The sequence below is a fragment of the Burkholderia sp. b14 genome, from assembly GCF_900156195.1.
Taxonomy (GTDB): Bacteria; Pseudomonadota; Gammaproteobacteria; order Burkholderiales; family Burkholderiaceae; genus Mycetohabitans.
Map to the genome: position 1 here is coordinate 2,484,043 of NZ_FTPJ01000003.1, position 12,072 is coordinate 2,496,114.

Annotated in this window: 9 protein-coding genes, 2 other RNA genes and 1 pseudogene; 2 read left to right on the top strand and 10 right to left on the bottom strand. The window is 61.0% G+C overall.

Going from position 1 to position 12,072, the window contains the following annotated elements; translation table 11 throughout:
* From crcB to B0B13_RS15915, 5 genes are all read right to left on the bottom strand, one after another.
* Nucleotides 1-381 (bottom strand): fluoride efflux transporter CrcB, encoded by a 381-nt coding sequence (crcB, locus tag B0B13_RS15895; protein WP_076797386.1) that lies wholly within the window; start codon nt 379-381, stop codon nt 1-3.
* Nucleotides 382-610: 229 nt separating this feature from the next.
* Nucleotides 611-868, bottom strand: coding sequence for a formate dehydrogenase subunit delta (locus B0B13_RS15900; protein WP_370642900.1), 258 nt, complete (start codon nt 866-868; stop codon nt 611-613).
* Nucleotides 869-883: 15 nt separating this feature from the next.
* A complete protein-coding gene (fdhF, locus tag B0B13_RS15905; RefSeq protein WP_076797053.1) occupies nt 884-3,823 on the bottom strand; it encodes a formate dehydrogenase subunit alpha in 2,940 nt (979 codons plus the stop codon).
* A 44-nt stretch (nt 3,824-3,867) separates the two neighbouring features.
* Nucleotides 3,868-5,487 carry a formate dehydrogenase beta subunit gene (locus tag B0B13_RS15910; protein WP_076797054.1) on the bottom strand — a complete coding sequence of 540 codons (1,620 nt, stop codon included), beginning with the start codon at nt 5,485-5,487 and terminating at the stop codon, nt 3,868-3,870.
* Nucleotides 5,484-6,047, bottom strand: coding sequence for an NAD(P)H-dependent oxidoreductase subunit E (locus tag B0B13_RS15915; RefSeq protein ID WP_076797387.1), 564 nt, complete (start codon nt 6,045-6,047; stop codon nt 5,484-5,486). Before B0B13_RS15915 ends, B0B13_RS15910 begins: the two co-directional genes overlap by 4 nt.
* Nucleotides 6,048-6,190: 143 nt before the next feature.
* Here B0B13_RS15915 and B0B13_RS15920 point away from each other — a divergent pair, with 143 nt between their 5' ends.
* Together B0B13_RS15920 and B0B13_RS15925 are read left to right on the top strand one after the other, a co-directional pair.
* Nucleotides 6,191-7,294, top strand: a complete 1,104-nt coding sequence (locus tag B0B13_RS15920) for a substrate-binding domain-containing protein (RefSeq protein WP_076797055.1) — start codon at nt 6,191-6,193, stop codon at nt 7,292-7,294.
* 126 nt (nt 7,295-7,420) lie between these two features.
* On the top strand, nt 7,421-8,368 hold the full coding sequence (locus B0B13_RS15925; protein WP_139337448.1) for a hypothetical protein: 948 nt from the start codon (nt 7,421-7,423) through the stop codon (nt 8,366-8,368).
* 107 nt (nt 8,369-8,475) lie between these two features.
* On the opposite strand, the gene B0B13_RS15930 is transcribed toward B0B13_RS15925, so the two are convergent.
* The 5 genes and pseudogenes from B0B13_RS15930 to ssrA (B0B13_RS15955) all read right to left on the bottom strand — a co-directional run bounded on the left by B0B13_RS15930 (nt 8,476) and on the right by ssrA (B0B13_RS15955) (nt 12,033).
* Nucleotides 8,476-8,925, bottom strand: a complete 450-nt coding sequence (locus B0B13_RS15930) for a type II toxin-antitoxin system YhaV family toxin (protein ID WP_076787329.1) — start codon at nt 8,923-8,925, stop codon at nt 8,476-8,478.
* Complete coding sequence (locus B0B13_RS15935) at nt 8,925-9,245, bottom strand: type II toxin-antitoxin system PrlF family antitoxin (protein ID WP_076785287.1); 321 nt, start codon at nt 9,243-9,245, stop codon at nt 8,925-8,927. Before B0B13_RS15935 ends, B0B13_RS15930 begins: the two co-directional genes overlap by 1 nt.
* Before the next feature lie 300 nt (nt 9,246-9,545).
* Nucleotides 9,546-9,904, bottom strand: a transfer-messenger RNA (tmRNA) gene (ssrA, locus tag B0B13_RS15940).
* Nucleotides 9,905-9,996: 92 nt separating this feature from the next.
* Nucleotides 9,997-10,221 (bottom strand): annotated as a pseudogene (locus B0B13_RS17335) (HAD family hydrolase); the annotation flags it as partial.
* A 1,453-nt stretch (nt 10,222-11,674) separates the two neighbouring features.
* Nucleotides 11,675-12,033, bottom strand: a transfer-messenger RNA (tmRNA) gene (gene ssrA / locus B0B13_RS15955).
* Nucleotides 12,034-12,072: the final 39 nt, after the last annotated feature.

Sequence of the window (12,072 nt, forward strand, 5' to 3'; positions counted from 1 at the left end):
CTAGCGGCGAAGCCACGCGACGCTGGCTAGCCCGGCCAGCGTCATGAGTACCGAGCCAGCCAGATGGATCGCGGCCTCGCTGACGGCCCAGCCGATGCGTCCGGCTTGCAGATGCGCGGTGATTTCGGCGGAGAAGGTCGAAAACGTCGACAAGCCGCCCATCAAGCCGGTGATGACGAATAGCCGCCACTGCGGTGCGAGATCCGCATGTTTGCCTAAGTACGCAATGGATACGCCTATCACATAGCCAGCAATCAGATTCGAGGCGAGCGTGCCGAGCGGCAACGCGGGAAGCACGTTGTTGTAGCGCGTGCTGAGTACCCAGCGTAGCAGCGAGCCGAGCGCGCCGCCTAACGCGACTGCGGCCATCGATGAAAGCATCGCGGTTTCCATTCGGGCGCTGCCCGGTAGACTAAATGCTGGATTCTAGCGGATGCGTCGTCAGTCGCCATGGTGTGGTGCATAGGCGTGTGTCACACAGGACGCACACGTGGCGGCCTGCGCGCGCTGCTCGGCGTGCCTATGGCCCGCGTCATGGCACGGGCAACCACAACCGCACGCTGCTCAGGCGTGTCGTGCAAGCGCCTCCTGCGGCTGCGAGGGGCGCGGGTTATGCCGGCGCGGCGGCCGGCATTAATCTGCCACGATAGCGAATAAGGGCCTCGCGCGTGATCGGCATCAAGTCGTCCAACGCCGGATCTACGCCGCGATCGAGCGCGTCGAGCAGCGTGCGTCGCATGCGCGGTTCCCAGAAGCGCTTTAGGTGATCGGCGATACCTTCGAGTGCAGCGTGTCGATCGGGCATCGATTCGAAGAACTCTCCAATGCGGTTGACCATGTCGACCAGGGTGTGCAGCGGCATTGCCATTGTCGATTCCTCGTCCTACTTGGCCGTTGCGACGCTCGAGGCGTCCAGCAAGTTGCGTTCGTTTAGCAGCGTCAGTTGCCGGTCGCTGAAGCGGGCATAGCGCTGCTGCCAGTCCGACAACTGCCCGGCGACCGGCGTGACCTGCACCGCAGTTACCTTGTACTCCGGGCAATTAGTTGCCCAGTCGGACGAGTCGGTGGTCACCACGTTGGCGCCGGATTCCGGAAAGTGAAACGTCGTGTAGACGACGCCGGGCTGCATCCGCGTGGTGACCTGCGCGCGCAGGACCGTTTGTCCCGCGCGCGACGCGATGCCGACCCAGTCGCCGCTTTTAATTCCACGGTCCTCTGCGTCCACCGGGTGGATCTCCAGCCGGTCCTCTTCATGCCAGCGCGAATTGTCCGTGCGGCGGGTCTGCGCGCCGACGTTGTACTGCGATAGGATCCGGCCCGTGGTCAGCAACAGCGGGAACCGGCGGGTGACCTTCTCGCGCGTCGGGATGAACTGCGTGATCACGAAGCGTCCCTTGCCGCGCACGAATGTGTCCACGTGCATGGTCGGGGTGCCGTCCGGCGCCGCTTCATTGCAGGGCCACTGGATGCTGCCCAGTTCGTCCAACCGCGCGTATGATACGCCGTGGAAGGTGGGCGTAAGCCGCGCGATTTCGTCCATGATCTGGCTCGGATGGGAATAATCCATCGCGTAGCCGAGCTTGCTGGCCAGCTTGATCGTCACCTGCCAGTCGGCCATGCCAGGCAGCGGGGGCATCACCTGCCGCACGCGGGAAATCCGGCGCTCCGCATTCGTGAACGTGCCGTCCTTTTCCAGGAACGATGTGCCCGGCAGGAAAACGTGCGCGTACTTGGCCGTCTCGTTCAGGAAAATATCCTGCACGACGATGCACTCCATTGACGACAGCGCTGCGGCGACATGCTGCGTATTCGGGTCCGACTGCGCGATGTCCTCGCCCTGGCAATACAGACCCTTGAATGTGCCGCTCAGTGCGGCGTCGAACATGTTCGGAATGCGCAGACCCGGCTCGGGTTGCAGTGTGACGTTCCAAGCGTCCTCGAACAAGCTGCGCGTCGCGGCGTCACCGATATGCCGGTAGCCCGGCAGCTCATGCGGGAACGAGCCCATGTCGCAGGAGCCCTGCACGTTGTTCTGCCCGCGCAGCGGGTTGACGCCGACGCCTTCACGGCCGAGGTTGCCGGTGGCCATCGCCAAATTCGCGATGCCCATTACCATCGTGGAGCCCTGCGAATGCTCGGTGACGCCCAACCCGTAATAAATCGCCGCATTGCCACCGGTAGCATACAGACGAGCGGCTTCGCGCACTTGCGCTGCCGGCACGCCGGTGATCGACTCGGTGGCTTCCGGCGCGTTCTGCGGCTGGGCCGCGAAATCCCGCCATTGCTCGAATGCGAGCGGCTCGCACCGCTGGGCGATGAAGGCCGTGTCGAGCAGGCCCTCGGTGACGATCACGTGCGCGAACGCATTGATGATCGCGACGTTTGTGCCGGGACGCACGGGCAGGTGATACTGCGCGTTGACATGGGGCCCCTGAACCAGATCGATGCGGCGCGGATCGATCACGATCAGCTTCGCGCCTTCGCGCAGGCGCCGCTTGAGCCGTGAGCCGAATACCGGATGGCCGTCGGTTGGGTTGGCGCCAATCACCATAATCACATCGCTATGCGCGACCGATGCGAAGGTTTGTGTGCCGGCCGATTCGCCAAGCGTGGTCTTCAGGCCGTAGCCGGTCGGCGAGTGACACACGCGGGCGCAGGTGTCAACGTTGTTGTTGCCAAATGCTGCCCGCACGAGTTTTTGCACTAGGTACGTCTCTTCGTTCGTGCATCGTGACGATGTGATGCCGCCGATCGCGTCGCGTCCATACTTGTCCTGGATGCGCCGGAACGAACTGGCCGCGTAGTCCAGCGCCTCGTCCCAGCTCACTTCGCGCCATGGCGCGTCGATCGACGCGCGGATCATCGGACGCGTGATGCGGTCACGGTGCGTCGCATAGCCCCATGCAAAGCGTCCCTTCACGCAAGCATGGCCCTCGTTGGCGCGGCCGTCCTTGTGTGGCACCATCCGCACCACTTGGTTGCCCTTCATCTCGGCCTTCAGCGAACAGCCGACACCGCAATAGGCACAGGTTGTGACGACGGCATGCTCCGGTTGGCCCAGTTCGGCAATCGACTTCTCATGCAACGTCGCGGTCGGGCAGGCGGCCACGCACGCCCCACACGAGACGCACTCCGATGCCATGAATGAGACGCCTTCGCTTGCCGCGACGCGCGACTCAAAGCCGCGTCCGGCGATAGTCAGCGCAAAGGTGCCTTGCGTTTCCTCGCACGCGCGCACGCATCGGTTGCATACGATGCACTTGCTGGCGTCATAAGTGAAGTACGGGTTCGATTCGTCCTTCGCGTCGCGCAGGTGATTGGCGCCATCGTAGCCGTAGCGAACCTCGCGCAGCCCCACGACGCCCGCCATGTCCTGCAACTCGCACCGCCCGTTGGACGGGCACGTCAGGCAGTCCAAAGGGTGATCGGAGATATACAACTCCATGACGTTGCGACGCAGCGCCTGCAGCTTGTCGCTTTGTGTGCGCACTTTCATGCCCGGTTCGACCGGCGTCGTACAAGAGGCCGGATAACCCCGGCGGCCCTCAATCTCGACTAGGCACAGCCGGCATGAGCCGAATGCCTCTAGAGAATCGGTCGCGCACAGTTTCGGCACGCGAATGCCGGCGTGGACCGCCGCGCGCATGACCGATGTGCCTGCCGGCACGTCCACCTGCACGCCGTCGATCTGCAGCGACACACTTGGACCGTGGCGCGCCGGCGTACCGAAATCGACGTCGTCCAGCGGCACGTTATTCGCGCGGCAAGCGCACGCTCCGGACCCGCACTCACCACGAAGGCCATCTTGGTTCATGTCGTTCATTGTCTTGCTCCTGCGCGTCGCGCGAAGGCGGCGCGCGTGTGTCGTCATACTGCGGCGCTGCGTTCAGGCTCGTATGGCGTGTCACCGCCGGCGGCCGCAAGGCCGAAGTCTTCGGGGAAATGGTCTAGCGCGGACAGCACCGGGTAGGGGGTCATCCCGCCCATCGCGCACAGCGAGCCGTGCAGCATCGTGTCGCACAGCTCGCGCAGCAACGTCACGTGGCGTGCGCGCACGCGCGCATCCTGCTCCGGTGCACGAAGCTTGTCGATGACCTCCGCGCCGCGCGTGGAGCCGATCCGGCATGGCGTGCACTTACCGCATGATTCGAGTGCACAGAAGTGCATCGCGTAACGCGCCAGCTCGGCCAGGTTGGCGGTGTCATCGTGGACCACGATGCCGCCATGGCCCACGACGGCGCCGATCGCCGCATAGGCTTCGTAGTCCAGCGGCACGTCCCACTGGCTTGGCGGCAGATAGGTGCCGAGCGGCCCGCCGACCTGGATCGCGCGCGCGGGGCGTCCGCTCGCTGTGCCGCCTCCGAATTCGAACACCAGTTCGCGCAGCGTGACGCCGAACGCGAGTTCGACCAACCCGCCGCGCCGTACATTGCCGGCGAGTTGGAACGGCAGCGTGCCACGCGAGCGTCCCATGCCGAAGTCCCGATAGAACGCATCGCCGCGCGCGAAAATGATCGGCACAGACGCCAACGTGATTACGTTGTTGATCACTGTCGGCTTGCCCCAGTATCCGACTAACGCAGGCAGCGGTGGCTTTGCGCGCACGATGCCGCGCCTGCCTTCGAGCGATTCGAGCAGCGCCGTCTCCTCGCCGCAGACGTACGCGCCGGCGCCTTTCGCGACGAATAGATCGAAGGCTCGACCGGAGCCCAGCACGTCCGGGCCGAGCCAGCCGGCGGCGCGTGCGCGGGCGATCGCCGCGTTCAATCGCGCAATCGCCAGCGGGTACTCGCTGCGTACGTAGAGGTAGCCTTGCGTCGCGCCGGTCGACACGCCGGCGATGATCATGCCTTCGATCAGGCCGAATGGATCGCATTCCATCGACAGGCGGTCCGAGAACGTGCCGCTATCGCCTTCATCCGCGTTGCAGACCACATATTTTTGGTCTGCCTGGGCTTGCAGTACCGTGCGCCACTTGATGCCTGCCGGAAACGCGGCGCCGCCGCGTCCGCGCAGTCCGGCGTCGATCAGGAGTTGGCAGGCGGCGGCTGGCGCCATCTGCAACGCGCGGCGCAGGCCTTGCAGGCCACCGTGCGCCACATAGTCGTCGATCGACAGCGGATCGACGATGCCGATCCGGGAAAAGGTCAAACGTTGCTGCTTGCTCAAGTAGGGGAGGGCCTCGACGAGGCCGACGCATTTCGGATGGGCCGCTGCCTGCGCCTGCGTAGCGTCGTCATCGGCATGCCAACCCGAGTCGAACAACGCGTCGATATCCTCCAGCGCAACGTTGGCGTAGCCAATGCGGCCGGCGGCCGTGCCGACCTCCACAAGTGGCTCTAACCAAGACAACCCTCGCGAGCCGTTTCGTATCAGTTCAATGTCGAGCCCACGCCGTGCGGCTTGTCCCGCGATGGCCTGTGCGAGTTCATCGGCTCCAAACGCGATCGCAGTCGTATCGGACGGGACGTAGAGGCGAATTGTCATCGGTGCGCTCCCGATCGCGCGTCGTCGATCGCCGCGGCGAGCACTGTATCGAGCTTCGCCGGCGTGACACGAGCGTATGGCTTGCCATTAACCGTCATCGCCGGGGAGGTGCCGCACAAACCCAAACAATAGACGGATTGTAGCTCGACCGCTGGGTCATCAGCCCGCGGCGCGGCGCTGGCCGTTGTGGGCGCCGCGCGATGGGCGTCGTCGTGGCGACACGCATCGAAGCGGCGACTCGTGTGGGCCTCGGCATGCCGCGCCAGTGCTTCGCTGCCCATCGCGCGACAGGATTCGGCGCGGCACAACTGGACGGTCACGGCGGCCGGCGGCGACGTGCGGAAGTGGTGGTAGTACGTGATCACGCCGTGAACTTCGGCGCGCGACAAGTTCATTGCCTGGGCCAGCGGGGCGATGACACCGTCGGGGATGTAACCGACGTCGTCTTGGATGGCGTGTAAGACGCTTAAAAGCGAATGTCCCGGTACGGCGCGCGCTGCCGCACTGGTGTGGTGCATAACAAGCCGGGCTGCCGCCTCTGGCGCCAATGCGGCGCCCATTGCGCGGCCGGTAGCGGGTTCTGCCAAGGGGCCTCCGGTGGGGATGATATATGATTTATAGATTCATATATCGTTCGTGGAATGAATATTTCCTGAACGTTAGACGTTGCCGGTGCCGATTTCAATAGGAAAGGGAATTGCATATGAAGACGCCCAGGATCGAAGCGGTGTCCGAATTGCGGATCATAGCGGATGATCACACGAGCGTACGCTTGTCGGACGTGATCCTGCTGCTGACGCGACTGGTTGAGTTAGGCAGTATTGCGAGCGCGGCGCAAGCGCTCGGTCTCTCGTATCGGCACGCATGGGGTATGCTGCGCACGGCCGAACAGCGCCTTGGCGGTCCGTTGCTGGTCAAGGTTCGAGGCCAAGGTTCGCTGCTGTCGCCGCTCGGCGAAAAACTGCTGTGGGCCGAACGCGTGCGTATTGAACGGCTGGGGCCGCTCGCGCAGTCGCTCGGTGTCGAAGTTACCGATGAAATCCAGCGATTGCTGGCCTCAGCGCGGCACGACGTGCGGATTCACGCGTCACACGGGTATGCCGTCGCGGCGCTAGTTCAAGCGCTCGCCGAAGGCGGCACCTCGGTGGAGATCCGATATCGGGACAGCGCGGATGCCGTCGCGTCGTTGTCGCGCGGCGAATGCGACCTGGCCGGTTTCCACTTGCCGATTGGACCGTTCCGTGCAGTATGTGCGGCCGTCTACCGGCCATGGCTGGACGATAAGCGTCATGTGCTGATTCACCTGGCTCGCCGCAAGCAGGGGTTGTTCGTACCGAAGGGCAACCCAGAGCACATCGGCGGCCTCGCCGACCTGTCTCGCGAAGGCTTGCGCTTTGTTAATCGCCAGCCGGGCTCCGGCACACGAATGCTGCTCGACCTGATGCTACGCGATATCGGTATCGATCCGACGCGCATTAACGGCTACGCGTCAACCGAACTGACGCATTCGGCGATCGCGGCGTTCGTGGCGAGCGGCAAGGCCGATGTTGGGTTCGGCGTCCAGCCGGCGGCTGCGTATTTCGGACTGGACTTCGTTCCGATCGTCGATGAGGATTACTACTTCGCGTGCGAGCAAGCCGCGCTTGATATGGCGCCGTTATCAACGATTATCGATGAGTTGCGGGGCGACGTGTTTAAGGGCGCGGTGGCTCGGCTGCACGGGTACGATGCCGCGTGCTGCGGCGATTGCGTCCTGCTTCAGGAAGGGGTGGGGCCGCGGTATTCTATTCGGTTTCCTGATCATTGACGGAGCGTCAGGACGGCGGTGAGCGGGGCCTTCGCGCACGGCAATATGTGATCGCGTACCTGAATAGCTTGAGTCGTGCATTGATGTAGTGTGCGGGTTCAGCACGATAGAAGGATGTCAAGCGCTATGACGAAAGTGTACTCACCGCAGCAGATTTCCGTGACAGACTTGCCGATGGACATCGGCTTGGATCGTTTGTTAAACATTAAAGATACGGATTCGCTATCACCGAAGAGTCGGAGCAGGGCGCCAAGTACTGGGCGGCCGGGTAAGCTGGCAGGCCTGCGTTCCCGGCATCGCGGAAACGAAGAGTCGAGCGAGGTGACGCGTTCGCCTGCTGAATCGAGCAGGCAATCCTTCGAAAGTACGAGTTCACCGAAGCTGAGGAGCCGGTTCGTTGAGCTACTATCTACTGAAGAGGAAAAGACTTGGTCTCAAAAAGCTGAGAACTTGAAGCAAAAAACGGCTGTGGAGCCGTTTGTTAATCATCTGGGCGTTGGGGAGGCAAAGTCAAAGACGGCTACGGCGCGGCTTGCTGATCATCTCGCAGGAGAGGACGCGCAGCTAAAGACGGATATCAAACGATTCATTGATCATCTTGCCAAGGGAATCGATGCGCAAGCCGATTTGATGATCAAACTTGTCGATGAGGCCATTAGCGGCTGGGATAAGTATGCGAAGCATGACGTCCAACCCGAGGCACCTAAGCAGCCGGGTAAACGCCGTCGAGGAACCTTCAGCAGCTTGGCCAGCTCGCTTCAAAGCATAGGGCGACGACGCTCTAGCTCGGCCCAATCGATGAAGCTAAACAACCAAACCGTGCCAGGTGTTGCTGCCGCGGCGGCGGATACAACGCCCGCTTCGTCAGCGAAGCAGCAGTCTAAGCTTCGTACGCGCAGCGCGTCGGTGGACAATTTTCGCAACGGTTTTTCGACATTGACGAGAAAACTTAGTGTGAAGCGCCGTAAGTCGATGTCGGATACCGCCGTCACCTCGCGCCCCGCCGATGAGTCGTCTGTCCCGCCGATTCCCACGCTGCCGGACCATGTCAAGGCACGCAAGTCGAAGCGCTGATTCAGCAGCTACCTAACCCGGCTTAAAACGGCCACGCGATCGAGGGCTCGGCCGTGCGGCAATACGTCGCCGCGACGGCTGGCTTACCCTCGCCGCGGCCGCCCGGCCTACTTCCAATCGGACTGGCTCGCCGACACCAGCGCAGCCCAATCGTCCGGTGGGTGCCCGCGCTCCAGCATCCGTTGGAAGACGGCATACGGATCACTTTTGCTGCCGGAAGAGCGCAAGGTGTTTTCATCATTCACCCACGCAAAAATGATGATCCGGGTTTTCGAGTCGAACCGAAAAAACAACCGAAATCGTCGTCCGATTTTTGCGCGCCGCCAGTGCCGAAACTCAGCGCCCATGGTATTGCCTTGGCGGTATTCCTCGCGGTTCGGATCACTCGGCACGGCCTCGAATATCAACTTCGACAGTGCAGCGAACAGCCGGACGTTGGCGTTGGACTCGAAACCCTGCGGATCTTGCTGTTGCGCACGTTGAGTCGCAGCATGCAGTTTTACTAGCTGCTCAATTAAACATTCGTGAAAGAGCACATTCCACCCGTGACGCTGGATCACAGCGCCACATCGCCTTCAATGTCTGCGGCCAGGTCGACAAACTGGGGTAGTGTCGCCAGCATGGCTTGCACGAGATCGTTGGGCAAGGTGGTCAGGTGTCGCCCGTTTCGAATGTCTGTTTCCAACAATGCCAAAAAGCTCCCGATGGCCGGATCTTCATGGGCAGAATCCTCGGCCCGGGTCACGATAACCTGCGAGCCGTGCAGGTCGAACGCCACCTTGCCACCGTAGTCCACACCGAGCGCTTGGCGGATCGGTTTGGGTAGCGTGATCTGGCCTTTCGAGGTGATGGTGGCGACTTCATGAATGGTGGACATGGCTCTTCTCCCCTGCATCCATTGATGGTAAGGATAATTCCTTGATGCGTCAAGTTACTCAAGCTGATCCATCGACCGCATCTGTGAATGACCGGCACGAGGTGGGTGACTCTGAAAACCGATTGGATACCCATGCCAGAAAACAACCGATTGGTTGAACAACACCCAACCCATTGATTTAAATGAGCGTGAGACGTGTTGCCTGCGGGCTCTGGCAGCTTTTTGACGTAGAGGAAGGAGAGAGGCGTGGCGGAAGCACATAAGAAAAACCCAACCGAGCGTGGTTGGGGTTTTGAATATTGGTGGAGCCGGCGGGAATCGAACCCGCGTCCGCAAGCACTCTACAACCAGTTCTACATACTTAGTCCAGTCGTTTGCTTTAACCGCACCGACGCGGACGAACACGCTTCGCTACGGCGAGTCACTGAATTTTCGGCCCCGGCGCCGTGACTTCACCGAGGATTAGCTGACGTGAATGACCTCGCGCGGTCTTACGACCCTAGCCCGTCAGCGAGCTAGTGCGAGGCAGGCCGGTGTTAAGCGGCCAGTGCGTACGTTTCGTCGTTCGCAGTTACTTAAGTCCCATTGATTTACGAGGTGACGGGTCCTCGGTATGCCCTGAATTGCTTCGCTACCCACGTCGAAACCAGGTCGGCCCCGAAAAGTAGACAACTATTGTCTCACAGAACGTCAGATGCGGTCGATGGGGCGGCTTTCAAGGGACGGGCACGCCCAACCTACCGCGTCCGTGTTACTTTGACATGACCTCGAGCAGGCGCTGGAGTTCCGTTGTCGTTTCGACCACGTGGTCGGCTGCCCAATCGGACGGGGCCATGTTGTTGCCGCAATAGCCATAGGCCGCTGCGACGGTCAGCATGCCGGCCGCCTTGCCGGCGTCGATATTGCGCAGGTCGTCGCCGACGTAGACCATGCTGGTCGGTGCGATGCCGAGCCGCTGTGCAGCCAGCAACAGCGGCTCAGCGGCCCGTTGCTGGTCAAGGTCCAGGTCATGGTCCGGTGCTGTCGCCACTGGGTAAAAAGCTGCTTTGGGCCGAGTGCATACGGGCGGAGCGGCTCAGTCCGCAGTCGCTGCGCACCGAAGGAATGGACAAGATTAGGAGGCTCATTACGCCGGCGCGATGCAGTATGCGGATCCCTGCATCGCAAGGGCACGCGATCGCAGCATTGGCGCAAACGCTGGCCGATGCGGAGATGCCGGTAGATATTCGATATCAGGGCAGCGTGGGTGCGATCACCTATTTGATAAGGAACGCTATTTTATTTGCTACGAGGATACAATTTATACGCTACTCTTGGCGATGATCGCCGACGAGTTACGCAGTGGTTCCTTTCGACACATGATTGCCCAACTGGATAGGATGCCCGCCGCCGCGGCAGTCGCGTGGTGGTTCATCCAGCATTGAGAATTCGATATTGAATTAGGAAGGTTGCAGGTCATTGAAGAAACGCAGGATGTTTGCTTGTTTCGCCGGTGCTAATGTGTAATCGCGTATGCGCCTCGATTGTCGGCGATCTGGGGTAGTGTGAGTTTTCGCCACAAGGTAAGGTCTAACGCAATATGACGATTCAGTCGAACCCACGGAACCTATATTCCACCGGGGACCTCAAGTACAACCAACCATCGAGCAGTATCAGCGATTCGTCGGTATCGGAAGCAGACGATGATGTGCCGTTAGCAAGCCTGTATCGCCACCGGCTTACCGCTCCTAGCACACGGCATGGGACAGGATTGCTCGCGCAGTTCAGGGTGAATCAATATCCCGTTAAACCTAGGCAGTCACCGACGCAATTTATAGAAGAGCAATTCGCCAATGGAAACCTACGTACTTCTAATGTAGTCAAGGACATTAGAAATACGTATGCTCAATGGAATACGCAGTATGTGAACGCAGGACCCCGCAAGACTGCAGAGGAGTCGATTCCGCCAACAGTCAGTATTCGATCTTCGGATGGAAGTTATGCAAAAGAGCCGCAGTCTGCAGAAGAAGCAGCGGATCGGTATTTGCATCGAGTCGAGCCGCTTGGTGTTAGCCGGGAGGCCGTGCTTGAGTATTTCTGTGCCACGTATCCCAATCGCGCCGATCGGACGACAAAACCCATGCGAGGCTCGCATCAGGACGTACCGGTGAACAGCAGTACGACACCAGTCATGCGCCATCGCGCTATCGGGCGCAGTCAATCGACGTCGAATGTGCCAGGACGTAGCCCTGCGCTTCCTGAGGCAATCCCAGTGCCGCCGTTGCCCGAACGCCAGCGTCCGTCTTTGCTGAAGCGATGGTTCTCCAGCGTCTCGCTAAACAAGCGTCATCGACGGCGTGACAACGTGTCGGCGTCGTGAAATATCGTTCGTACGGTGATTCTGCTGCCGATGTTCTACGCCAGCAGGCACTGCTGGCGTACGCGCATATTGGTGGAGCCGGCGGGAATCGAACCCGCGTCCGTAAGCACTCTACAACCAGTTCTACATACTTAGTCCAGTCGTTTGCTTTAACCGCACCGACGCGGACGAACACGCTTCGCTACGGCGAGTCACTCAATTTTCGGCCCCGGCGCCGTGACTTCATCGGGGATTAGCTGACGTGAATGACCTCGCGCGGTCTTGCGACCCTAGCCCGTCAGCGAGCTAGTGCGAGGCAGGCCGGTGTTAAGCGGCCAGTGCGTACGTTTCGTCGTTCGCAGTTACTTAAGTCCCATTGATTTACGAGGTGACGGGTCCTCGGTATGCCCTGAATTGCTTCGCTACCCACGTCGAAACCAGGTCGGCCCCGAAAAGTAGACAACTATTGTCTCACAGAACGTCAGATGC

Coding starts and splice junctions, on each gene's coding strand:
- crcB (WP_076797386.1), bottom strand. CDS start 381: ATGCTTTCATCGATGGCCGCAGTCGCGTTAGGCGGCGCGCTCGGCTCG.
- B0B13_RS15900 (WP_370642900.1), bottom strand. CDS start 868: ATGGCAATGCCGCTGCACACCCTGGTCGACATGGTCAACCGCATTGGA.
- fdhF (WP_076797053.1), bottom strand. CDS start 3,823: ATGAACGACATGAACCAAGATGGCCTTCGTGGTGAGTGCGGGTCCGGA.
- B0B13_RS15910 (WP_076797054.1), bottom strand. CDS start 5,487: ATGACAATTCGCCTCTACGTCCCGTCCGATACGACTGCGATCGCGTTT.
- B0B13_RS15915 (WP_076797387.1), bottom strand. CDS start 6,047: ATGGGCGCCGCATTGGCGCCAGAGGCGGCAGCCCGGCTTGTTATGCAC.
- B0B13_RS15920 (WP_076797055.1), top strand. CDS start 6,191: ATGAAGACGCCCAGGATCGAAGCGGTGTCCGAATTGCGGATCATAGCG.
- B0B13_RS15925 (WP_139337448.1), top strand. CDS start 7,421: ATGACGAAAGTGTACTCACCGCAGCAGATTTCCGTGACAGACTTGCCG.
- B0B13_RS15935 (WP_076785287.1), bottom strand. CDS start 9,245: ATGTCCACCATTCATGAAGTCGCCACCATCACCTCGAAAGGCCAGATC.